Raw genomic sequence first — 24,346 nt, 5'->3', positions numbered from 1 at the left:
TATCATAATGAATAAAATTCTTTTGATGCCTTTGCAAGGTACTCAGGATCCTTGGCACCTGCTGACTCATAAGGTGAGTGCATAGCAAGCTGTGCAAGTCCTATATCCACTGTATCTACTGCAACCTGAGTTGTAGAAATATTACCAAGTGTTGAGCCTCCAACTGTATCAGAACGATTAGTAAATGTCTGATAAGGAACCTTTGCTTTTTCGCAGACATTCTTGAAGAATGCAGCAGAGAAAGCATCTGTAGTATATTTCTGGTTTGCATTATATTTGATAACAATACCCTTGTTCATTACAGGTCTGTTCACAGGATCAGCCTTCTCAATATGATTAGGATGAACTGCATGTGCGTTATCAGCAGAGACCATAAAGCTGTTTGCAAGTGCTGTGTAGTACTGCTCTGTAGTTCTTCCAAGGCACTCATTGATCCTTACAAGTGTAGCCTTTAAGAATGTTGAAGCAGCGCCCTGCTTGGTCCCGCTTCCAACTTCCTCGTTGTCAAATACGCAGTGAACCGGCACATTCTCTTTTTCTTTTCCCTTAAGGAATCCGTCAAAAGAGCTGTAAACGCATTCCTGGTCATCTAGTCTTGAGCATGAAATGTACTCGTTGTTTGCTCCCCAGGTTGTCCATTTAACCCTGTTGTACAGGAAAAGATCATGGCTTAAGATGTCGTCTTTCTTTACTCCTGCGCTCTTTGCAATAACATCAAAGAAGCTGTCCTTTGAAGCCTCATCTCCAAAGATTGGAAGCATATCTGTCTGCGCATTGTACTTGTAACCATCATTAGCCTCACGGTTCATGTGGATAGCAAGTGAAGGAAGCATAACAAGGTCTCTGTCAACATTAACGAGCCTGCTCTCAATTCCTTTTTTACCCTTTACAAACACTCTTCCTGCAACAGAAAGTGGTCTGTCAAACCATGGTGCACAGAGCATTCCACCATATCTTTCAACGTTGAGCTTAACGTATGCTCCTGCTGCTTCCATCTCAGGATTCTCTTTGATCTTAAAGGAAGGAGAATCACTGTGGCTTGCGATCATATAAAAGCCCTTGAAATCCTTCTTAGGAATTCTGAATGAAATAATAGAAGAATCATTTCTTGTAACAAAGTATTTTCCCTTTGCCTTAAGATTCCACTCTTCCTTCTCAGAAAGTTCTACATAACCGTTTTTTACAAGCTCTTTTTTCAGGTTATCAACAACATGAAAACAAGTCGGTGAAGCGTCTATAAAATCAAGCATTTTATTTGTAATATCTGCCATCTCAAATACCTCTTAATTCATAATAATTTCATCAAAACAGTATACCACACAATTATAAATTTGATATAGAAAAAAGAATGTCACAAATGGTATTCTCCTGATTAGAAAATCAAGAAACGTATGCCGCCAGGCGCAATAAAAAGAAACAGCACATCCATTTAAGGGTGTGCTGCAATATAAACAAATTGATCTATTAGCTAATTATTTCAAACGAAGCAGCTCTGTGTATGCAAGAATAAGTGGTGCCACACCTTTTGCTTCATTTTCAACAACAGGCTCTGAGAAGTAGTACTCAAGTGAACCATCTCTGTGCTGTGCTCCGCCAAGTCCTGCTACAAGACAGATTCCGCCAAGTCTTGGTGAACCATCTTCGTTACGAGAAAGATACTTATTAACAATTCCATCAAAAGCCTTAATAGCAACATCTTTGAAACGTTCAGGCAAATATCCAAGTCTCACGCCCTTCAAAAGTCCATAGGCAATAAGTGCTGTTCCTGAAGTCTCAAGATAATTTCTCTCATCGTCTACCTTGTCTACAACCTGATAGAACATTCCGCTTTCATCCTGGAAAGGAATAAGGCTGTCAGCCAGATTCTTGAGCATTTTCTGAAGGTAACGCTTCTCGTAATACATAGACTCATCGATTGCCTCTGCTGTATCAACTAAAGCTACTGTGAACCATCCAAGAGCACGGAGCCAGAAGTTAGGACTGCAGCCTGTTTTCTTATCAGCCCAATACATTTCTCTGCTCTCATCATATCCATGATAATAGAGTCCTGTCTTTTCATCCTTCATAAGAGCTTCAACATTTTTAAACTGCTTGAAAGAATCAAGGCAGCCCTGCATCTTATTGAAACGTTTCTCATATTCCATATAGAAAGGCTGTGCCATGTACATGCCATCAAGCCATACCTGATAAGGATAGATATTCTTGTGCCAGAAGTTTCCTGCTTTGGTCCTTGGCATTGTATCAAGCTGCGCTCTTACAGTATCCATGGCTTTTCTATATTTTTCCTTGCCTGTAAGCTCGTATAATTTAAAGAGATTCTTGGATGGGTTGATATTGTCAAGATTGTACTCTTCTGTACTGTAAGTCTTGATCTGACCATCTTCCTGCACGAACCAGCCAACAAATTTATCAGCAAAATCAAGATATTTCTTGTTTGAAGTCTGCTCGTAAAGTGATAAAACAGCTGTGATCATACATCCATCAATGTAGTTCCACTTATTTGGCTTTCCACTAAGGACATTTTCAATGTTCCAATATGGGTGCTCAGCATCGGATTTCTCAAGAAGATAATCCACATATTCATTGAGCATCTTAAAGGTCTCTTCTCTTGTCATAAGAATCTCCATTTCTATATAAACTCAATATGTAAGTGCTTACATTATAAATGATAACACATGCAAAACACAAGACAATTACTTGCTAACATGTTGATTATATTGTCATAAAAAAAAGCCCTGTTTTCTCTCATAAATAATCATGAAAGAAAACAAGGCGTATTATTTCTGTGTCTTTATAGTTTTACGCGTATACGATCCAGATGAACAGATAGCCGACAACTACTGCTGTAAGTGTGAATGGTACACCGATTCTCATGAAGTCACCAAAAGAAACTTCATAGCCCTCTTTACGAAGCATACCAACACCTGCGATGTTTGCAGAAGCACCGATTGGAGTAAGGTTTCCGCCAAGTGTAGCTCCAATGAGAAGTCCAAAATATAAAAGAAGCGGGTTAACTGCCATTACTCCGGCAAGGCTAGCAAGTACCGGAAGCATTGTTGCTACATATGGTATGTTATCAATAAATGCAGAGATTGCTACTGATCCAAATACTATAAGAGTATACAAAAGGAATACGTTATCCTTTCCTGCACCGGCAATGATGTGAGCCAGATCATCGATAAGGCCTACATTTGTAATACCAGCGATTACACAGAAAAGACCTGCAAGAAGAAGCATTGTATCATAGTCGATAGCCTTAAGAGAATGCCACATACTGTCTGTTCCCTTTGAAACAATGATCTCCCAGACAATGTTGATGATTCCCCATACCATACAGATGATACCGTTTGTAAGCTCAGGCTTGTTAGGGAAGAATGAAGCAATAACAAGGAAAATAACGTGTCCAAGCATTGTAATTGTTGGGATATAATCTGTTACTACTGTGTGCTCATCTGAATGAACAGGCTCTTTATCCTTGCGAAAAAGAAGCATCATGATAGGTACAGTTGCAATAGCACCAAGCTCAACTGCAAAGAAAATACCAGGTTTTCCCTGCATCCAGAAGAAGTCATTGAAGTCCATCTTAGCAGCGCCTGCAAGCATGATAGATGTTGTATCACCTACAAGTGTTGCAGCTCCCTGAAGGTTTGATGAAACCGCAATACAGATGATCATTGGAACAGGTGAAATCTTAAGTTTCTTACAAATAGCAAGTCCAACAGGAGCAACCATCAAAAGTGTTGCCACGTTGTCGATAAATGCAGATATAATGCCTGCGAACAGTGACATCAGGATTGTTACCCACATTACATTAGGGGCAAGATCAAGAAGTTTATCTGCAATAAGGTTAGGCATTTTGGACTCTATGAAATAATCAACGATTACCATAGTACCAAATAACATAAGAAGAATGTTCCAGTCAATCGCAGCAAATACCTGAGTATAAGGAAGAATTCCTGTTACTACAAAGATAATTGCAGTTGCAATTGCAATCTTCGCACGATGCTTTTTAAATATTATTAAAAGAACATACATGAGAATAAAAAGAATAATAGCTAGTGTTTTCATAATAATCTCCCTTCATTGATAATAAGAAATTGCTGTAAAGGCCTAGTCAGCAGGCATAAAAATAGACCTTTACCATAGCAAGCAGCTATGATAAAAGTCTTGCTGTCAGTTCAAATCGCTACGCGAAAATGTAACCTTATGCCAGATTCGGATGCTCTCGCATCGTCCTGACGGATCTGGCTGCCAACAAAACATCGGCCAGCTACTCCCTCTTACCAATTAACTGTATTTAGTTTACGAGACTTAGCGTGCAAAGTCAAACAAAAAACTCCTCGCAGAGGTAATTCTGTTTACTTTATATATTATCCGCATATAACAGGTATTTAATCTCATGCATTTTTAAGGATATATTCGTATTCTCACGCATTCATTTTCTCTGGTCACATTCCTGCAAAGCTTTTCAAAACTACCGAAATATTTCTCCATACCCAGCTTAAGATCTGAAGAATTGTAAAAAATAATGTTCCATTCATCGGAAACATCTGTCAGCACATCATGCAATGCATCAAGATTTCCTCCGTAATATTCAGGAAGAGGCAGCTCTCTTTCTAACACCTTATGGAATTCTTCTTTGCTTTCTATTCCGGATAAATCAATATAGAAGACCTTTTCCATGACAAAACCTCATAATTTATTAGCAGAATTTTTTCTCAACATTCAATTTAATAGATGCCGCACATATCCTCATGTCATTCAGTTCATAAAGCTACCAAATACATAGATTTCATGGCTCATACAAAAGTTCAAACGTCTCGTAATGATCTTCTGTGTAATAAATATATCCGTCATCAGAATAAACAATGCGCTTAGCTCCACGACTCTTTTTACCAAGGGTATCAATATCGCACTCATGATACTCTGCGTCTTCAGGAAGATTTCCTTCATAGTTTCCAAAGTAGTCTCCACCAATGCATTTCCCAGGAGCATATCTTTCTAAAGAGCCACCGCTCCAACCAAGCTTTTTGGCCTCTTTCTTGGTAATGTAATTGGAGGGAAGTTTATCGTAAGTCACAATATAAAGAGCTACTTCATCCTTGCTGTCATAGATTCCGAATTCATCAATTAAAGCCTTCGATGAATCTTCATCTGCAGAAACCACATCATAACTGTCTGTTGTTTCTGCCCCTACAGACGAATCACTATTATCTGATAAAGTTTCTGCCACTACAGATGACTCATAATTATCTGATGCAGTCTCTGCCACTACAGTTCCTGATTCCGCAATAACAGCAGAATCAGGAGCCAAAGCTTCATTTTCTAAAGAAGCAGGGTCTTCACTTATCTCAGTCTTCCCGCATCCAACTAAAGTGATCAAAGCTAATAAAGCAGTTGCAGGTACTTTCCAATTTATTCGTTTCATATAACACAAGCTCCAAATAACAGCAAATATTTCAAAGCTTACTCGTACTTCACATTATCAAGGTCACTGTTCTCAACGCCGTAAAACTCAGGCTCTTTGTCAACACTTCCGCTAATAGTAACATTTCTTAATACCAGTGACTTAACATTCTTGGCATAAATACTTCTGCCGCTCATCTCGTCGAAGTTGTCCATCATTACAGGTCGCTCAGGAACACGCTCTGATTCAGGAAGGAATGAAGCTGTAATGTTCTCAAATCTAAGCTCGCCAATAGGTCTCTCAGGAAGTCCCACTGCGCAGAGTACACATGCAGAAACACCTTCACACTTGATATTTCTGCCGGTGATAGAACCGATCACAGGTGTCATTTCATCAACCGGTGCCGGATTCTGATTCTGAACATAATCACTGTGTCCATCAGGATCGCAGAAATAGAACATGTTTACAGTAAATGGCATATGTACACCATTCATATCAATATTTTCAAAAAGAATGTCATCAAGAACTGATCTCTCACCGCGGCCTCTTCTGGTCTTTATGCGAAGTCCTCTGTCTGTTCCGTCAAAAATACACTGTGAAACGCGAACATTCTTAACACCGCCTGCTGCCTCGGAGCCCACTGTCACACTGCCGTGGCCTCTCTCAAACTTGCAGTTTCTGATAATACAATTATCTGTCTCTTTATGGTGCTCAAGACTCATGTAATACTTGCCGCTCTTGATCGCCATGCAGTCATCACCAACAGAGATAACTGTTCCAAGAACAAGTGTGTTGTTGCAGCTCTCCGGGTCAAGGCCGTCAGTATTAGGTGAATCTGATGGATTATGGATATAGAGATTCAAAAATGAAATATCATCGCAATAATATGGGTGAACTGTCCATGAAGGTGAATTCTGAACTGTAATATTCTGAACCCTCACATTCTTGCATCTGCAAAGATAAAGAGTGTTTGGTCTCCATGCACCTCTTTTTACCTTAGGATTAACCCACCAGTCTGAATTCTGGGCATTTCCATCAAGGACGCCGGGACCGATGATATCAAGATTCTCCGCATCAATTGCTGTAATAAGAGAGGCAAAACTAGTGAGCGGGTTGCCCTCCCAGCTTGAAAGATTGTATTCATCTTTTTCATCTGTAGTAAAAGTCATTCCCGGAAGAATAGGGTAATGATCTCTTTCAGTATCTCCCAGAAGAACAGCGCCCTCGCCAAGCCAGAAGGTCATGTTGCTCTTGAGGAAAAGAGCTGTTGTCAAATATGTACCCTTTGGAAGATAAACAGTTCCATCTACAGGGCATGAGCAAATAGCTGCCTGAAGTGCCGCTGTATCTACAGTCTTTCCATCTCCCTTTGCGCCAAACTTGGTGACATCAAGTAAAACTGACTCATGCTTTGTTGTAAAGCTCTTTTCAACCTTCTCGCCATCAAATACAACAGCGATCTTATATTCTCTGTCAGGTAAAAGACCTGAAACTGAAACCACATTTCTGTCAGATTCAAGCGCCTTCTCACCATCTATGAGTACTTCAAAGCTCTTTTCCTGCTTAAAAATAGAATCGGAAACAAGCTCAATAGTCACGCTTCTGTTAAATACTTCTACAATTGTAAAATCCATACCCTTCTCCTAATATAATCTTATTTTTAGTCGTCTATCCAGGCAGCAATCATATCCGCTGTTTCAGCAATCTGCTCTGTGTTAGATATCTTGGGAGTTCCGTCCCCGTTCTGAATCCCATAGCATCCAAAATATGAATGAATTCCACCTTCAATGATATATTCTTCAGAATCTTTCGGCCAATATGCCTTACTGTTCTCGTAAGCATCAGCCTTTAAAACTTTGTCCTCTGCCCCGTAAATGGACAAAAGCCTTATATCTTTATCAGAAAAATCCGTATTGGGATATGACGCGCAAAGGATAATACCAGCATACTCATCTGTTTTATCTTCAAGATACAAAGATGCTGCAACTCCGCCTAATGAATGCCCTGCAATGTACCAGTCAAGATTTTTGACCGAATCCACATCAGCCGCATATTTGGCAGTGATCTTATCAACAGCATTTATCCTCAAAAAGGCCAGGTTCTCCGGCATTCTCGGCAAGATGCAAATATACCCACGGCTTGCTATCTCATACATAAGGCCGCTATATGCCTTGTATTCCACTTTACCTCCGGGATAAAAAACTATGACTGCCCTGGGCACAGATGCTTCCGGAAGAAATACAGTTCCGTTCTCATCCGAGTACGAATTCACGCTTGCTTCAAGCCTTGTCTCAATAGCAGTTATGGTTTCCATATCAGCTTTATAATAACCCTGGGTATAAATCTTGAAGCCTATCGCTGCGACGATTATCACAGCAATAATAGCTAATGCGACCCATTTCGCAATTTTCTTAAATCTTTTTTTCATTCCTAACCCTTCAATTACTCATAGACTTATCAATAATTTCAACAAGTCCCATCGCACTGGTAAAATCAAACTTCTTGTTGGACTCTGCATGGATCACAGTTCCCTGCCATGTAGCGTTCTGTCTGAATTTAACCTGAACGAAAAATGTACCAAGGCTCCCCTTCTTATTCTGGACATTCTTAACTCCCGATGCTGCCTGAACCTTATCGATCACAAGGTTGTCAGGATCACCATTCATCTCTTCATAGTCCCTGGTCTTATTGAATTCTCTTTTCTCAAGGCTCCTCTGTGGAAAATCCCACTCATCATAAAGATCATCCATGAGCATCAGCATGTCGCTAACTCCGTTAAACTCAATGGGATCATCAGAATATTGGTGCCACAATAAACCAATATAATCTCCGCTTTCCTTTTTTTCAATGCAAATACATATCACATTTCTTGCAAATAGCATCTGTTTTGCTTCACTCATAGAATAAAAACCCCCTGATAAAATAAATTACCTCAATTTAACTCTATAAGCTTTTTTGCTCCAAGTCAAATAAACTATCATTATTGTAAAAATAAGACAAAAAATGCTTTGAGGAACACTGCCCTCAAAGCATTTTCAAAGTCAATTATTTTTATTTTTATTGGATTGTAAATCTCTCAAGATTTCCATTGATCGTATCAACAGCCTCAGAAACTGACGATGCTGCACTTGCAACAAGCTCTGAAGATGTAGCTACTCCCTTGGCAGCCTCTGTTACTTTTTCAACATTCTCAGCGATTTCCTGAGTAGATGCTGACTGCTCCTCAGATACGGAAGCCATATTGGTTGCAACATCGTTAACCTTCTCCATATGTTCTGCCATTGCAGAAAGTGTAACGTTGGCATCCGACAACTGCTGAGTGATCTCCTTAAATGTAGTTGCAGCTGTATTTACTGATTCTGCACTGTTATTGATAAGCTGTGTATTGGTCTCTGATTTCTCAGAAAGCTGCTGAACTCTTCCAGACATATCTTTAATAATATCCGCGATCTGCTTGGTAGCATCTGCAGAGTTCTGTGCAAGCTGACCAATTTCCTGGGCAACTACTGCAAAGCCTTTTCCTGCTTCTCCTGCTCTTGCAGCCTCAATGCTGGCATTAAGTGACAGAAGGTTTGTCTGTGAAGAAATAGAATTGATAAGATCCACAATCTGATTGATCTTATCAGCAGCTTCATCTACGCTTGAAACCGCATCAGCCATATCTTTCATGGACTCAACTATGTCATTCATTCCATTTGCAACGCTCGCCATCTCATGCTGACCGGAATCTGCCTTTGAAACAAGTTCATTCATAGTCTCTTCAATCTGCTGCTCCTGCTCAGTTACATTTGCAACTGTCTGTGCAAGAACGGTAGCATTCTCAGCAACTTCATTGACAGCCTTTGCCATATTGTCGATATTCTCACGAACCTGTGACATGCTCGAAGACTGCTCATTAGCTGCATCTTCAAGATCTTCAGCAGTACTCTTAGAAGTCTGGGCATCTCCCATAAGTCTTCCGGATACATCCATGATCTCACTAAGAGATGACCTCATACCATTTACAAAGTCGCCCATCGCATTGTTCATATATGCGATTTCATCATCACCATTTGATGATATGCTGACTGTAAAATCACCGCCCGAAATTTTCTCAATATTATCAGTAAGACTTGTAACAGGATTCTTAATAAGTTTCCTGAGAACAATGTTCATTATAACGATTACTGCTACAACCGCTATTACTGCAACAAGTATCAGGATAATAACAAGTTTGAATAGTGTTGCCAAAACTTCGCTTTGCTTAGCATAAAGAATTACATACCAGTCTGTACCACTTACATCGGCACTTACAAGATAATATTTTTCTCCGCCAATCTTAGTACTTACAACTTCATGAGCTTCTTTTCCTGATTCCTCAGCTACATATTTTCCAATCGCAGTCAGGAACTTATTATCAGCATTATCGGCGATAAGAGTTCCACAAACTTCAGGATTATCCCTATATGTAAGGATCAATCCCTGGCTGGTGACCATCATAGCTCCGCCCGTATCATAGATCTTGACGTTATTGAGTGATTCCTGGGCAAAAGACAAGAACAGATCAGCCGCAAAAGCTCCTTCGCGCCCATCCTTAAGATGAACATGCCTTATTACAGATGCGCAAAGTGCACCTGTAACCTTGTCAAAGTAAGGTACATCATAATAGTAAAACCAGCTGTTAGTATACTGCATAGCCGCCTTATACATAACATTATCGGTACAATCTTCAATCTTATAGGTTGGATCAGCCGCATAGAGAAATGTCTTGTCATTAAGCATTACGTATGCTCCTGTTGGGATCAGGTCATATCTTCCAACCGTTCCTGTAAGATACTGCATAAGATCCTCATTTGTAGCAAATTCGTTCTGCTCAATAGAATCGGCAACGCCATTTAAATAGTAGAATGTCGAATTAAGCTCTCTATTAATGCTACTGGCATCTACTGATACTTCATTCTGAAGTGAACTGTAAATCAGTTTCTTGATCATGGAATAGCCAAGAGAAAATGTAATAGCCTCAGACACAAGAATTGTAACAACAAGCATTGCCACAAACAGAACTGAAAGTTTAGTGCTTATAGCCTTTGGCGAAGATGTGGTCTTATTTTCTGATTTTGCACCCATGGATAACCTCCTGATAAATGTATTAAAATACGTTGTATCGTCATTCCATTTAAGTATAACCTATAATTATAAACATACTATTAAGTAAATATATATTCATTATTAAATATATTTTCTGACAAATCTTTACGTGAAAAGAGCTACCGACAAGCATTTTGGCCGATAGCTCTTTCACTTATTTAGTTATAAATATGCACTTCCTCAGTATCAATTTCTGTTATTCCTCTTCTTTGCGTCTCTTGGTAGCCATAAGTGTTATAGCCACTGCTGCCGCAATGATTATTGCAAAGAGCCTTGCTGCATCGTTTGTAGAATCTTCTGTCTTAGCTCTTCTTGCTCCGAGAACTGCTGCCTGATTGGCTGCTCTCTGTGCTCCAAGTACTGCAGGATCAGGTGTTCCTGTAAGTAATGGTGCCGGTGCAGGTGCTACTGGTGCAGGTGCTGGTGCTGTTGGAGTAGGTGTGTCATCAATAGGTGTAGGTGTTGGATCCGGTGTTGGTGTTGGAGTTGGGGTAGGTGTAGGTGTTGGTGTTGGTGTTGGAGGAACTACAGCATCACTTACTGTAAGTTTTCCGTAAGCCTTAGTTACTACATAGTTCTTTTCAAGGTTTGTATTACCTGCTCCGATAACATCGAATGTATTATCGCTTTCGCCAACCTCTATCTGTCTTCCTGTAATATTGTATCCAACTGCGTCGCCTTCGCCCCATGGCCTGTCTGTTGTGATCTCACTGTTAGTAAGAGCCGTTCCATCGTAAGTCTTGCTTGAACTTCCTGATGTTACTGTGATAGGCATTGGAGTTATCGTAAGAGTTCCTTCCTTCTTAGTAGCTTCTGCAAACTGATCTGTTACATCATTTCCGGCTTCATCAAGAATTACCATGTCGCCGCTGATTGTAAGTGGATACTTGCCTGCATCTCTTTCTGCTACCTTTACAGAAAGTCCGGTTACTTTGTAGGTCACTCCGTCGATCGTGATATCAGGATCTGAAGAAGTTCCATCTGCTGCTCCTGCTGATATTGGTGTAATAATTCCGCTTATGAAATCTACTACTCTGTTAACAGCTGCTGCCGCTGCATTTACGTTCTTTCCACCTTCTGCGTGATATCCAAATCCGCTGTAAACCTGGCCTGTGTATGGTCTTTCAACATCATCAGTAATGAGAGTTACAAGGAATTTCTCGCCTTCACCTCTGCCTTTGATTGTCAGATAACCATCAACTATTTCAAAGGTTGCATTGAAGTTTTCATCAGTATTTGTGAACTGCTCTGCCTTAAGTCCCATGTTGTATGTTCCAACAAGTGTTCCTTTTGCAAGTGCCTGGCCTGTCATATTAACCTTTGAAAGCTGGTACAGATCGCTATTAGCCTTAGCTGTGTATCCTGTTACTTCCTTCTCTTTTCCGTCGTAGGTCTCTTCCTTGGTATTACCTGTTACAGTAATTACTACTTCCAGAGGAGTTATTGTAACGAATCCGTCTTTTTCAATTACGAATGTAACATCATTGAAGTTAGTAGCTGTGTTTTCGAATAATCCGGCATCCAGGTTCATTGGAGTTGTACCAACGTCTGTGCGCTGAGCTATGGCATTTCCGTTGTAGATCACACTATCTACACTGTAAAGCTCGCTATCAGCTTCTGCTTCATATCCTTCTACAGTCTGTGCACTTCCGTTATATACGTAAGTATTGTTATTTCCTGTGATCGTTACTGTTACTGCTATTGGATTGATAGTAATATATCCGTCTGTTACTACAAAGGTTACTTTCTCAAAGTTCTCACTTATGTTAGTGAAATCTTCTTCTGTAAGTCCCATGTAATCAGTTCCGGCATCAATCCTTGTTACACTGTCATTTCCTTCGAATGTAAAGTCTTTTTCTGTGTAGAGAGGATCGCTTGATGTAAATGTATAACCGGATACTTCATGCTCAGTTCCGTTATAGTCGAAGCTGTCATGGTTACCTGTAATCGTTACTACAACCTCTCCAGCAGGAACGATGGTAATATAACCGTCGATGATCTCAAACTCTACAGTTTCAAAGTTTTTAGTATTCAGGTTAACAAACATCTCCGGCTTAAGTTCCATGTTGGTTGTGCCGGCTTCAGTTCTTTTAGCTACTGCTGTTCCGTCAAATCTAAAGTCGCTTTTCTTGTAGAGTGGAGTGCTGTATGTGATACTCTCAAATCCTCTTACTTCATGCTCTGCTCCATCATAGGTTACTGCATCGTGATTACCTGTGATGGTAACTTTTGCAGTGATAGGAGTGATCTTAAGCCAGCCATCCTTTACTACAAATTCTACATTTGTAAAGTTTTTATTTGTATTTGAGAACTGAGTTATTGCAAGTCCCATCTGGTATGTATCAGCATCTGTTCCGGCTGCCCTGGCAGTTCCTGTAAATGCTATGCTGTCCTGTGTATAAAGAGTGTTGTCACTTGCAAATGTGTATCCTGTTACCTCCTGTTCACTTCCGTTATAAGGCTTTGTTAATGTGTTACCTGTAATTGTAACTGTTACCTTTTCTGTTACAGGAGTGATCTCCATCTCTCCGTCAGTTACTTTAAATGTTACATCGAAGTTTGTATTTGTGTTAGTGAACTGACCTGCTGAAAGTTTCATATAAGTCGTTCCAACTTCAGTTCTTGTCGCTGTTGCCGAGCCGCTAAATGTAAAGTCATTTGCTGTGTAAAGAGGATTGCTGATTTCCTTATCATATCCTGTTACTGTGTGTGCTTTGCCATCGTAAACCTTAGAATCCTTGTGGCCTTCAATTGTAACTGTTACGCTTATAGGCTTGATCTCAACATAGCCATCAACTACCTCAAACTCTACATTTGTGAACTTAGGATTTGTGTTTGCAAACTGTGTCTTTACAAGTCCCATGTCGGTTGTTCCGGCTATGATCCTTGTTGCTGTTGCGCCGCCACTGAACGAGAAGTCGTTTTCTGTGTAAAGAGGATTACTGATACTTGTCACATCGTATCCGGTTACAGTGTGTGATTCTCCATCGTAGTCAAAAGAGTCGTTGTTACCGGTGATTTTAACTGTAATCTTATCTGTTACCGGAGTAATCTCCTGATAGCCATCCTCAATTACAAATGTTACATTGAAGCCATCGTTTGTGTTGCTGAACTGAGATAATGTAAGCCCCATATCAGTCTTTCCTAGATCAGTTCTTGTAGCTTTAGCTTCACCGGTAAATTCTATATAGTCTTCTGAATATCTGCTATCGCTAAATTTTACGTCATATCCTGTAGTAGTATGTGATTCTCCATCGTATACATCTGATCCCTGATGGCCCTTAATAGTTACTGTTACATCGATTGGTGCAAGTTTCCATACTGCATACAGTGTATTGCTTGTGGGATCAAGTTCATCTACACCAACCTTATCGCCAACTTTATAGTCTGGTGTTTCAGCGCCAGGATTTTCGTTTGCCCATCCGAGGAATTCATATCCCGGTCTTGTGAAACTCTGATCTGTTATATCAAGCGCTGCATTTATCTGAAGCTTTGAATATGTAGCTGTTTTAGAATCATCAGAAACTACCAGGTTGTCTGCTTCGCTTGATACAAGTGATGTTGTTCCGCCATTACCGTTATAAACGATCTTGGTAAGGATTACGTTATCATCCTTGTTTTCCTTGAATACAGCTTTAAGTCTTACTGTGTATGTATACTTAGGATTATCCGGTGTGCTGCCTTCATCTTCTGTCTGCTTCGCATAGCTCTTATAAACTGTGTAGCTCTTTTCAGCTCCTACAGTTATAGCTGAGTCAACATATTCCTGACCGTTCCACTTCTGAACTACCCAGTGAGCGAACTTCATTCCTTCAGGAACCTTATCATCAGGACAGTTCTTTGCTACTGCTGCGGAATTGTCTGCATAGATCTTGGAATCAGTTACTGCTGTAAGGTCGTCATCGATAATATACTCGACGCCTATTCCGTTTGCTCCTGCAAGTGTGCTTCTCCACTTAGCATAAAGGTCAAGCTTTCTCTCTATCCAAGGTCTTGCTGTGTCAGAATTTCTATCTTCTGTAACGTCGCCGTACTGGTTTCTTTCAGTAGACTCTGTCTTGTTATAAGCTGCTGTCACTGTAGTGTCATTAAGTGCTGTTGCTTCTGTGCTAAATGCAGTCTTAAACTCAGGATCTCTATACCATCCTACAAACTCATAATCATCACTCTTTGGACTTGTAGGTGTTACCTTCTCGCCATAGTCTACTCTGAAGGAAGTGCTCTGATTACCTATTGCGTAACCTGCTTTTAAAGTAGTTCCATCATCTTCGTAGGCATTTGGATGAAGGAATACTCTGTACTGTTTCAGTGTCCACTTTGCATATACTGTTATCGAATCGTTGCCAAGTGTTGTGAATGTATATGAATCTGTACAATCTTTATCCTTATACCATCCTGAGAAGATGAATCCATCATATGTGGTAAAAGAGCTGTCTTTTGACGGATCGTAATAATTTGCTCCGCCCTTGTTGTAAGATGAAAGATCTGTTCCAAATGCTATATTTGAAATCTCTTTTATCTGTGCTCCAACAGCTATTCCGTCAACAACGTGTCCATCACCGTCTTTATAAGCACCATCCATGTAGTTGATGCTTGCAGAATTTCTCTTGTAGTAGAATGCAAGTCCGCGCTCTCTGGTGTTGGTTCTGTCATATATCTGTGTATATATAAACTTATCATCGTCTCCTCTAAGGGCCGTAAATCCTGTATATGCAGGAGCTTTCTGACCACCGAAACCTGAATTGGATTTCGAAGGAACCTTTTCCAAAAGCTCATACTCAACACCGTTGTAAACGATAGGATTTGCTGTGTCGTACTGCGATGCCGGTGTATTTCTTGCTGTTGTGCCTTGTGAATTAGCCTTCTCAACACAGATGTAATATGTGTAGTGATAAGGAGCAATGTTTGAGAATCTTGCATCAACAAAGTTACCTGTTGAGCTCTTCCAGTTACCAAGAAGCTGCTCATCCATTGTGGTTATTTTACCCTTTACAGTCTCACCACCCTGGTTGTCACCTGCTGTATGTGCCATAGCGTTTTTATCAAGTATCCAGCTTACAAGCTCATAATCTATCTTGGATTCAAGAGTGCTGAACATTGAGTAATCCGGCCACATTTCTGTTATATCCTGGCCATACTTAGCAGTTATTGTAAAGTAAATATGACTGTCATCATCCTGTCCTCCAGGAACATCACCAGCAGTAATCTTAAGATTTCCTGTTTTCTGAGTTCTGCTTCCATCCATCCACTGCCATAAATTTTTTCCATTATAATAGGCAATTCTGAATTCAAAATCATAAGTAATTCTGTCAAAATATACGTTAACAATCGAATTTCCTTCCGGATTTACAATGACATCTTCATCATAGGAAACAGGCTTAAATCCGACGTATTTAAGATTTGGGTCGTCATCATCTGCATGTTTGAGATCAGATGGTCCGCCATACTTTTCACCGTTAATAGTAATTGAGCAGTCACCTTCATCAATTTCAATTCCTGATACAGGCCGTCCAACTACTCCGTTTTCTACTGTTACAGACTCTGCATATTCCTTATTTCCGTCAAGGTCGTATTTCCAGATGATAACTGTGTATTTTGCTGTGTCGTTTGGTTTCCACTTCGCATAGAGATTAACTGTTTTATCTATGGTTGATCCAAATACGAACTTTTCACCTGTAGGATCTTCGCCTTCTACTAAAGGAGCTTCTGTATACCAGCCATCATGTGTGTAGCCAAGTCTCTTTGGAGCTGTAGGTTCAACTGAGATCTTATCGCTTTCTATAAATACTGAAGGTGTATACTGAGCACCCTTAGCATTTTCATGGAAGATGAGCCAATGTCCTTCAGGGTTATAAACCTTAAAGGTGATATTGTCTGTAATTTTTACTTTCATACCATTTGTATAATACTCACCAAGTGTTCCTTCAATATCAATAACTTCGATCTTGGACTGCTGCTCAGGATTATCAAGCTTCCAGCCAAGGAATGCAGAAGTTTCAGGATTCTTTGGTTCGTAAGGGGTATTGATAGTAAATGTTCCTTCTTCGTTTGTTACTTCCTCAGATGCGATAACTGCTCTGTTTTCATCAAGGAATGTAACTATATAATGGTTATTGTATTTTGCTCTTAAGATAACTTCATCATCTGCTGTAAGGGCTGACAGATCAATTGGCTGACCAAATTCAATCTTTTCACCATAACCATTATTCTCATAAATGTACCAACCTATGAATTCTCTTTCAGGATGGTATGGAGATTCAACTTCCACAAGAGAATCGCCATCTTTGATTATCTGGTTATCAACTTCTTCTCCAACTGCATTAGGGAAAAGATATGGTGTTCCGTCTGCATCCTGGAACTTGTATGTACGTCTTGGTGTAACAAGAGTTTCAGGATCTGTTATAACGATAGCGTAAACTGAGAATGCATCTGATGTAAACTCTGCAGATGTTCCTGAAATCTCTGCGTCTCCGATGACCTCTGTATTTCCTTCATTATCGACATGGACAACCTGTGTATTCTTTTCTTCGTCAATGATCGAGCTGTACATTTTAACTGTGATAGGCGCTTTAGGCTCTATTTCTTCGTCCTCATAGATAAAAGAAATATCAAAGGCTACAGCTTTCTGATTTTCATTATCAACTGAGCTGTCTGCTGCCTCTTTTACAGCGTCAAGAATATCTTCATCATGTACTTCTGTAACTCGCATCTGAGTTCCTTCAGGGAATGCGCCCTCAGGAGCATATACAGAAATTGTTACACCGGATGCACTTCCACTAAAGTTCTTTTCCGGCATTGGAATTTTCTTTTCTTTAAATACTGCCTTGAATGTTTTATTTTCTTTTACATCAGAGGGAGCGAAAGTAGCTGTATCTGTAACAAAATTGTCTTCGCTATCCTTCCACTCAACAAATTCATATCCTTCATCAGCAGTAGCTGTTGATCCTTTGATAATAATCTCTTCAGCGTTTATATTGATCTCTTCTTTTTCAGGAGAAACCTTTCCGCCTTCACCTGCTTCATAAGTGATCACTACTATCTTTTCTTCAATCTTCTCTGCCTTTTCAAATACTGCTGTAAAGCTGGTGTCTTCCTCAATGTCTTCAGGAACTATAGTGTTATCTGTTGTAACTATATTGCCGTCACTATCTTTCCATCCCTTAAACTCATACTCTTCACTGTCAGCTGTTGCTGTTGATCCCTCAAACTTTGCTTCCTCATCATTAAGATCAACTGTCTCCTCATCTCTTGAGATGCTTCCGCCTTCAGTAACATAGTATTTTACAGTTACAAGGTTCTCTTCTTTTTCTTCCTCTTCTTCCTCTACTGAAGCAAGCGAAGATGCTGCAACTGCTGCTTCCTCAGGGATAGGTTCCAAAAGAGAAGAGCTTTCTGTAGCTGCAGCTGTGGTTTCAGTTGCTGCAGGAACTTCTTCTTTTTTCTCCTCTTTTGGTTCTTCCTTTGGTTCTTCCTTAGGCTCTTCTATAGCAATCTCTGCAGTAGCTTCTGCTACTTCTTCATTCTCAGCGATAGGATCTGGAGTTTCAGGCTCTTCATTTTGTTCTTCACCCTGTTCATCGTCGCCTGATCCTTCATCTCCATCTTCATGAGATTCTTCTTCAGAGTTGTCTTCTTCAGAACCTTCGTCTTCGGAATCATCTTCACCTGAAGACTCTTCCTGTTCCTCTACGGATTCTTCAGTTTCTTCTCCTTCAGCATAAACTCGGGCACTTGCAAAATCACTGTTAAAAGTGGTTGTCACAAGTGCGAGTGCTAGAAGGATAGCTAAAAATCGGTTCCATTTTCTCAACATAAGCATTTCCTCCCTCATAAAGATTTGCTTTTGTGTTTGGACGTTTGTTGCCGGTTAATAGTTTTCGTTTTTGGTTTGTTTTTGGTTACTAAATTTTGGGTTTGATTTCTTGATTTTACTCTCCAGACACTTCTTTGACCTGTAATTCAGATACAGCCTTGGTTGCATCATCTATGAGCCTTAGCAGTTCCAGTGCGCTTCTGAAGTGCTGCATCTTATTTTCATCGGCCCAGATGACTCTGCCCTGCCAAGTGCCGTTCTGACAGTTAGAGATCTTAACAATGAATGTTTGTTTATCACGTCTTTGTTCCATAGGCATCTCCTCTCCTGTCCGAGTTTAGTGTCTATCTCAAAAGATATGATTTTCTCTGATAATCTTATTGTAAAAAAACGTCAATCATTTCCCCCATCATAAAGGGAATGATTGACGTCCTTTTCCAATTAACATTTGATTAAAATTATAAAGAAATCTTAAAAAAGTTAGAAAAAGCCCATAAAATGGGCTTTTATATAATCGATTAACCGCTCGTTAACCAAAGACTTTATTTTTTGTTTAGAATTTGTGTGTTCACTGCTCCCCAACGTATTCAAAGCTCATGCCATCGTCATGTGACACATACAGTCCTGACGGGTGTTTACCAAGTTCTTCACTATAATAATCCCCTGACCAAGGGCTCTGGCCTGCAAGCATATATAAACTGCCATCTTCAAGCCACACCTTTTCCGGTATTACAAAAGGGTTATAAATTGTTCCATCTGAAAGTTTGACCTTTGCAGAGGGATAATTTATCTGGGTAAAAGACTTTCCTCCGTCTTCAGTTCTGTAAAGAAGCGCATCATCACCGCCGTTATAAGACAGACAGGAAAATCCAAGGTTCGAATCATCGATAAATGTTATCCATTCCGCCTGACCACCGCAGCCATTGTAGGGATCACGATTTACCATAACCGGAGTTTTTTCTCCTTTTTGGTAAGCAACCAGTGAATAATAACTGCTGCCACCTGCTCTGTCCACCAGAAGCATGCCATATGTTACTCCATCCTTCGTCGTATAGGAGCACTCAGGCTCTACAGATGGGAAAAACTCATCACTTCCATCATCCACAAACTCAAGCATTCCATAGGCTTTATGCTTGGGATAATCTGCTGACGTCAGCTTTTTATCCACAAAATCATATATAGCCTCATACAAAGGGTCATGATCGTACCCACCACTTAAATAGGGTGATGGATCAAATGAATCAGAAATGGATGGCATGGCAAAAACAACCTCTTTGTAGAGCCAGGGTGCGTCCTCATAGGGAACTTTTTCAAGGCAAGACTCCAGCCACTGACAGATATTCTCACAAAACCAAGTCAGATCCTGCATCCCATTTTCATCGATGATTGGAACCTGAACTCTTCCGATGCTGTTTTCGGTGCATACTTTTTCTTCCCAGTAAAGGCCTCTCTGAAACCTTTCAGGAAAAGTATCTTCTGTGACTGCAATGAAATCATTTAAGTACTGATACTCTTTTTTCATCTGCTCAGAGAGCTCACTTGAACTGTCTTCAGAAGCGGTTCCTATTTCCACTCCTGTGTTATCTTCGAAAGCATTGACATACGAATAAAATATCCCTTCTGCTACAGAGTCCGCTGAATTTCCGATATCGTGTTCAAGCCTCCTGTAAAAAAAGCTGCTCTTTGACCATACAGAATAGTCACATCCGCCGTAGTCATCTTCAGTTTTTATCAGGTACAGGTTGCTTTTTTGAAGCACCACATTTCCATAGTTGTAATCAAAGACCAGATTTAACCAACTTCCCGCTAAAAAAATAATTGCAAGACATGTGACCACAAGGCTGGCGCACCGCAGAATGGTCTTCCCGGGATTTGCTACGTCTTTTAACACTTTGATCCAAATGATAGCGCAGATGATAACGAGCACAATCTGCCATATGACAACCAGCCACATTCCTGCATCATTGCACCATCTATGAAGTTTCCTAATATCGGTCTCTTCCTGCTTTAATACCACAAAAAGAATCGTCAGTGCGCATAGTATTCCCATCAGCACTGACGATATTATTATCCACTTTTTCCCCTTATCCATAACGTTTTACTCCCGGTTGTCATATTAGCTCTTTTTCATAGCACAAAAAGTCCTGATCATACATGTGACACTCGCCTACTACATTATAGCCAAATACAGCATAGCACTTAATTGCCTTCACGTTATACTTATTTACAAGAAAATGAACACTCTTGTAGCCCCGTTCCTTCAATACTTCCATCCCGTGCTGCATCATTTTTCTGGCAAGTCCCCTATTCTGCATAGAAGGTGTAACTGCAATTCTGGCCAGTTCTCCACCTGGGAAAATATCTCTGTTCCAGCACTCAAGCTTGTCTACATCCTCATCCACTTCTAATGATATCGCTGCAATGACCTTTCCGTCCGCTTTCATAACAAACAGAGCATCTCGGGACAGATCAAAATCAATAGTCTCATTTGACGGGTAATCTTCATCCCATGGACAAAACTCCCTGCCCTTCTGCTCCTCGTATAAATCCAATATCTGCTGCCTATCCTGCTCAGACGCAAGTACTATATTATAATCCATTAAATCTGCCCTCCTCCAAATATATTTATACTAACATGGATTGACAGGCTTCTCCATCCAAAATAATTCCTTGCAGATGCTTTTTGATTCAACTGCACCCTTTTTTTCTTATGGATTTTTCCTGACAGATAATGTTTTTTTCAACTGCACCCTTTTTCTCCAAAAAATTTATTCAAAATTGACATTAATAAGCTAACTGCACCCCTTACACGGGGGGTAGTTGATTCAAAATAAGCGATGTAGGAAAGGCTACCCCTGTAAATTAGGGTACAGTTGATTCATAAAAAGAAATCCAGGAAAGGCCACCCTTGTAAATTAGGGTGCAGTTGATTCATAACATGCAATACAGAAAAAAAGAACACCGAAGTGTTCTTTCAGGCTTTTTTATTCCCATCTTTAATGTACAACAGTGCACAGCCCTATCGGCCATGCACTGCTATAGTATAACACCATCTTCTTTTTTATCCTGCGTTAATGATAGTATCCATTCAGATTTTTTCATAAAGAATAAAGGTCATTTTCGGCAAGATTGTATACAAAAAATTTATTTTCGTCGTTAAAACTCTCATGTATTATCTTTTTATATACCAAGTATAGCCATCGAAAATAAGCTCCTGCTCCTTATCTTTAAAAATCGACAATAAAGTATCCTTCATCCAACTTCTTACCTGTAATTCAGCCATATCACCACTTTCAATTCTGACATTAACATTGGACTGTATCATCATAAAGTCTATAAAATCATCCAAACAAAAAGAATGAATAAGTTCATAATTGATCTGCTTATACATTTTCAGGCCACTTATTAAATCTGCATCAGTCCAAATATTCTCTTTACGCGGTGGCTTAGGGAATCGTTTCAAATACTCATCCTGATACCAACTTGTATATTCAGGAACATTTTTCATTTTATCTGTAATCCAGAAATCGTAAATTATGATAAAACACTCATCTTTGGTCACTTTGATGAGATTTTCCATAAATCTCTTTTCATCAACCCAATTGACCATCCCTGCTGCTGATACCACATCATACTTTTCATCAGGTATCAAAGTATCTTCTGCCCCCGCAGTATAAAAACTATAGGCTTCGTCTGATCCATATAATTCATTACATACCTCTACCATTGATTCTGCAATATCTGTACCTGTCACATATTTGCATATAGTCTTCAGCGCTTTAGTTGATAGCCCTGCACCACAGCCAACATCAAGCCCATTACTGAACATATAATCATCGGGCAAATCACAATCTTTTCTAAATCTATCAATTACACCTTTGTGTAACCAAGGTCTTTTTGCATACCCCTCGGCAATTCTATGCGTATCAAATGATTTATTGTTCATACTTATACTTCCCCATTAGTTTTCCCCTTAATAGTTTCTTGTAAGTAAAATCACTTCTCCATTCCTGTAGTTCACTCGCTCTTTATCTGCTTTGAAGGCAGCATTCTTCATTATTCTAATCAAAGTGTGCATAAAGAAACCATGCGTGACTATAGCACAATCCTCATTACGCTCTATTATCATGTTCGCAAACTGCTCTGCTCTCTTAGAAGTCTGCTTCCGGACTTCAGGCTGTCTTTTATTTCCGGTCAGCCACTGCAGCCTTCCTAGAAAATTCCAAACACTCAACGGCAAACGTATTGCTATATCAAATCCTGAATGAAGCGGAACCTCATTTAGCAGTGCTGTCCTATTGAAATCCTCTTCTCCAAATATCTTTTCTGCAGTTTGTAGAGTCCTGTCCAAATCGCTAATATAAATCTTTTGAATATCATCGTTCACTTTATCTACAGATGCCTTATCAATCGGAGCTTTGTCATATAACGCACACTGCTCATCAAACTCAGCAGATGTGCACCACTTTTTCCAATCATGAAGTACTTTTCCATGCCTAATTATCATTACTCTCATTTAACAGATACCATCCAGTTATCACCCTCAACAAGATATTGGAACTCTGTCAGTTCAGGATTATTTATAACTTCTAGTCTTAACAAAAACAGTTCTACTTATCTGCCTTATGTGTATATCACCTTTCTAAGCGCAGGTCCACAGAATTCGTGTGGGCAAAGCTTAAAGCCTTGTTTTACATAGAATTCTTCTTTTCCTTTTTCTGCCAGCAGTTGTACACTTATTCTCGCTCCTTCAGGCGCATCAGTTTGAATAAGCTCAAGTAATTTACTAATTATAGTTGAGCCAACCTTTTTTCCTTGATATTCAGGTCTTACTACAACGTCCACAATAGTGTAGTACATGCCATCTCCAACTGCTCTTCCCATTGCTATAGGCTTATCTTCATCCTGTACCAATATAAAAAACGCACTTTTATTTATGGCTTTCTGCGCCTGTTCTGGACAGAAATTATTCCAATCAACAGATCTACGAAGTTCAAAATAAGTATCTAAATCCGGTATTCTTTCATAATAAACTATTTCCATCTTTTTTCTCCCATCAAGTATTAGTTCATTATTCTGTTTTTACCATTGATCTTCTCAAGTCTTAACATATAGTCTCTTCCATCTTACTAATTTCCCAGTAGTATAGTTATAGCTTTTTCAACATCTTTTGTAGTAAGGCCAACCTCAGCATCTGTCTTTACCTGATGTTTTTCAATCTCACTATTATGAAGTTCAAGATCATCAAGTACAACCCAATTCGCAGAGGGATTATCTTTTAACCACAAAAGTATTTCATCAGCTTTAACCAGGCTAAACTTCTTGGTCTTTCTTATCTCTTCCGTAGTTAAGTCTGGTGTTACTCCTGCAATCGTAATGCCTGCTTCCTTCATTGTGTTAGCCAAAAAATCTGCTTCCGTCCTTAATGGTTTCATCGTTTCATCAAACCAAAATCTCCAGCCAGAATGAAGAATTATCTTAGCATTAGTTCTTTTCACAAGGCTTCCAAGTAACTTTACAGCCTCAGAATCAATATATTTGCCATTACTAATCTCACGTTGATGTTCGTTGTCCCAAAACTTCGAATTAAGGACTCCATCCACATCAAGGAATATTACATTGCTCATTATTTATCCTCTGTTTTTTTTAATACTGTAGTCTCTTCCCCAAAGTACTTTTACCAGCTCCATTTAAACCACAAATAATGATACGCATATTATATTGATTTACCCCAACACCTCTTTATAAAAAGAAAAAACATGTGCTCTTCCCAAGAACACATGCTTTAATCTTAACACAACGATATCAAAGATTCTATCAACATTCATTTGTCTCTTATTTGTTGTAAATAAACCATCATAATACATATTCCAGTCATGATAGTCAATCAAAAAACTATACAAAAAACAGCTTCCAGAGAAGCTCTGGAAGCTGCATAAAATCTAGGTTTGTTAAGATTACTCAACGATTGTAGCAACCTTACCTGATCCAACTGTACG

General features: G+C 39.6%; 17 protein-coding genes. All 17 read right to left on the bottom strand.

What is annotated here, in order from left to right; all coding sequences use genetic code 11:
- Positions 1-2: 2 nt before the first annotated feature.
- The gene (locus tag E7303_RS10225) at positions 3-1,271 is read right to left on the bottom strand and encodes a M18 family aminopeptidase (RefSeq protein WP_292145180.1); all 1,269 of its coding nucleotides are present in this window, start codon (positions 1,269-1,271) and stop codon (positions 3-5) included.
- Between the two features lie 201 nt (positions 1,272-1,472).
- Positions 1,473-2,615: a glycoside hydrolase family 88/105 protein gene (locus tag E7303_RS10220; RefSeq protein ID WP_292145179.1), complete on the bottom strand. Its 1,143-nt coding sequence runs from the start codon at positions 2,613-2,615 to the stop codon at positions 1,473-1,475.
- A gap of 184 nt (positions 2,616-2,799) precedes the next feature.
- On the bottom strand, positions 2,800-4,068 hold the full coding sequence (locus tag E7303_RS10215) for an SLC13 family permease (RefSeq protein WP_292145178.1): 1,269 nt from the start codon (positions 4,066-4,068) through the stop codon (positions 2,800-2,802).
- Positions 4,069-4,407: 339 nt separating this feature from the next.
- Positions 4,408-4,683 (bottom strand): barstar family protein, encoded by a 276-nt coding sequence (locus tag E7303_RS10210; RefSeq protein WP_292145177.1) that lies wholly within the window; start codon positions 4,681-4,683, stop codon positions 4,408-4,410.
- Positions 4,684-4,792: 109 nt separating this feature from the next.
- A complete protein-coding gene (locus tag E7303_RS10205; protein WP_292145176.1) occupies positions 4,793-5,428 on the bottom strand; it encodes a ribonuclease domain-containing protein in 636 nt (211 codons plus the stop codon).
- Between the two features lie 38 nt (positions 5,429-5,466).
- Positions 5,467-7,041 (bottom strand): glycoside hydrolase family 28 protein, encoded by a 1,575-nt coding sequence (locus E7303_RS10200; protein WP_292145174.1) that lies wholly within the window; start codon positions 7,039-7,041, stop codon positions 5,467-5,469.
- A 26-nt stretch (positions 7,042-7,067) separates the two neighbouring features.
- The gene (locus E7303_RS10195; protein ID WP_292145173.1) at positions 7,068-7,835 is read right to left on the bottom strand and encodes an alpha/beta hydrolase; all 768 of its coding nucleotides are present in this window, start codon (positions 7,833-7,835) and stop codon (positions 7,068-7,070) included.
- 10 nt (positions 7,836-7,845) lie between these two features.
- A complete protein-coding gene (locus E7303_RS10190; RefSeq protein ID WP_292145172.1) occupies positions 7,846-8,307 on the bottom strand; it encodes a hypothetical protein in 462 nt (153 codons plus the stop codon).
- Positions 8,308-8,464: 157 nt separating this feature from the next.
- The gene (locus E7303_RS10185) at positions 8,465-10,513 is read right to left on the bottom strand and encodes a methyl-accepting chemotaxis protein (RefSeq protein ID WP_292145171.1); all 2,049 of its coding nucleotides are present in this window, start codon (positions 10,511-10,513) and stop codon (positions 8,465-8,467) included.
- A gap of 217 nt (positions 10,514-10,730) precedes the next feature.
- The gene (locus E7303_RS10180) at positions 10,731-18,347 is read right to left on the bottom strand and encodes an InlB B-repeat-containing protein (RefSeq protein WP_292145170.1); all 7,617 of its coding nucleotides are present in this window, start codon (positions 18,345-18,347) and stop codon (positions 10,731-10,733) included.
- Positions 18,348-18,462: 115 nt separating this feature from the next.
- Positions 18,463-18,660 carry a hypothetical protein gene (locus tag E7303_RS10175; RefSeq protein ID WP_292145169.1) on the bottom strand — a complete coding sequence of 66 codons (198 nt, stop codon included), beginning with the start codon at positions 18,658-18,660 and terminating at the stop codon, positions 18,463-18,465.
- Positions 18,661-18,915: 255 nt separating this feature from the next.
- Positions 18,916-20,439 carry a hypothetical protein gene (locus tag E7303_RS10170; RefSeq protein ID WP_292145168.1) on the bottom strand — a complete coding sequence of 508 codons (1,524 nt, stop codon included), beginning with the start codon at positions 20,437-20,439 and terminating at the stop codon, positions 18,916-18,918.
- A 19-nt stretch (positions 20,440-20,458) separates the two neighbouring features.
- Positions 20,459-20,947: a GNAT family N-acetyltransferase gene (locus E7303_RS10165; RefSeq protein WP_292145167.1), complete on the bottom strand. Its 489-nt coding sequence runs from the start codon at positions 20,945-20,947 to the stop codon at positions 20,459-20,461.
- 572 nt (positions 20,948-21,519) lie between these two features.
- On the bottom strand, positions 21,520-22,293 hold the full coding sequence (locus tag E7303_RS10160; protein WP_292145166.1) for a class I SAM-dependent methyltransferase: 774 nt from the start codon (positions 22,291-22,293) through the stop codon (positions 21,520-21,522).
- Between the two features lie 27 nt (positions 22,294-22,320).
- The gene (locus E7303_RS10155; RefSeq protein WP_292145165.1) at positions 22,321-22,863 is read right to left on the bottom strand and encodes a phosphoglycerate mutase family protein; all 543 of its coding nucleotides are present in this window, start codon (positions 22,861-22,863) and stop codon (positions 22,321-22,323) included.
- A 107-nt stretch (positions 22,864-22,970) separates the two neighbouring features.
- Complete coding sequence (locus E7303_RS10150) at positions 22,971-23,390, bottom strand: GNAT family N-acetyltransferase (RefSeq protein WP_292145163.1); 420 nt, start codon at positions 23,388-23,390, stop codon at positions 22,971-22,973.
- A gap of 86 nt (positions 23,391-23,476) precedes the next feature.
- Positions 23,477-23,974, bottom strand: a complete 498-nt coding sequence (locus E7303_RS10145) for an HAD domain-containing protein (RefSeq protein ID WP_026663250.1) — start codon at positions 23,972-23,974, stop codon at positions 23,477-23,479.
- Positions 23,975-24,346: the final 372 nt, after the last annotated feature.

This window comes from Butyrivibrio sp., from assembly GCF_015056685.1.
Taxonomy (GTDB): Bacteria; Bacillota; Clostridia; order Lachnospirales; family Lachnospiraceae; genus Butyrivibrio.
Note: the sequence above shows the minus strand (reverse complement) of the source record. Positions and strands in the feature narration are given on the sequence as shown.

Excerpts from the sequence above, each read along its gene's own strand:
- E7303_RS10180 (WP_292145170.1), bottom strand. The coding sequence starts at position 18,347 with ATGTTGAGAAAATGGAACCGATTTTTAGCTATCCTTCTAGCACTCGCA.
- E7303_RS10150 (WP_292145163.1), bottom strand. The coding sequence starts at position 23,390 with ATGGAAATAGTTTATTATGAAAGAATACCGGATTTAGATACTTATTTT.
- E7303_RS10175 (WP_292145169.1), bottom strand. The coding sequence starts at position 18,660 with ATGGAACAAAGACGTGATAAACAAACATTCATTGTTAAGATCTCTAAC.
- E7303_RS10220 (WP_292145179.1), bottom strand. The coding sequence starts at position 2,615 with ATGACAAGAGAAGAGACCTTTAAGATGCTCAATGAATATGTGGATTAT.
- E7303_RS10145 (WP_026663250.1), bottom strand. The coding sequence starts at position 23,974 with ATGAGCAATGTAATATTCCTTGATGTGGATGGAGTCCTTAATTCGAAG.
- E7303_RS10195 (WP_292145173.1), bottom strand. The coding sequence starts at position 7,835 with ATGAAAAAAAGATTTAAGAAAATTGCGAAATGGGTCGCATTAGCTATT.
- E7303_RS10160 (WP_292145166.1), bottom strand. The coding sequence starts at position 22,293 with ATGAACAATAAATCATTTGATACGCATAGAATTGCCGAGGGGTATGCA.
- E7303_RS10185 (WP_292145171.1), bottom strand. The coding sequence starts at position 10,513 with ATGGGTGCAAAATCAGAAAATAAGACCACATCTTCGCCAAAGGCTATA.
- E7303_RS10165 (WP_292145167.1), bottom strand. The coding sequence starts at position 20,947 with ATGGATTATAATATAGTACTTGCGTCTGAGCAGGATAGGCAGCAGATA.
- E7303_RS10170 (WP_292145168.1), bottom strand. The coding sequence starts at position 20,439 with ATGGATAAGGGGAAAAAGTGGATAATAATATCGTCAGTGCTGATGGGA.
- E7303_RS10200 (WP_292145174.1), bottom strand. The coding sequence starts at position 7,041 with ATGGATTTTACAATTGTAGAAGTATTTAACAGAAGCGTGACTATTGAG.
- E7303_RS10155 (WP_292145165.1), bottom strand. The coding sequence starts at position 22,863 with ATGAGAGTAATGATAATTAGGCATGGAAAAGTACTTCATGATTGGAAA.
- E7303_RS10210 (WP_292145177.1), bottom strand. The coding sequence starts at position 4,683 with ATGGAAAAGGTCTTCTATATTGATTTATCCGGAATAGAAAGCAAAGAA.
- E7303_RS10205 (WP_292145176.1), bottom strand. The coding sequence starts at position 5,428 with ATGAAACGAATAAATTGGAAAGTACCTGCAACTGCTTTATTAGCTTTG.
- E7303_RS10215 (WP_292145178.1), bottom strand. The coding sequence starts at position 4,068 with ATGAAAACACTAGCTATTATTCTTTTTATTCTCATGTATGTTCTTTTA.
- E7303_RS10225 (WP_292145180.1), bottom strand. The coding sequence starts at position 1,271 with ATGGCAGATATTACAAATAAAATGCTTGATTTTATAGACGCTTCACCG.
- E7303_RS10190 (WP_292145172.1), bottom strand. The coding sequence starts at position 8,307 with ATGAGTGAAGCAAAACAGATGCTATTTGCAAGAAATGTGATATGTATT.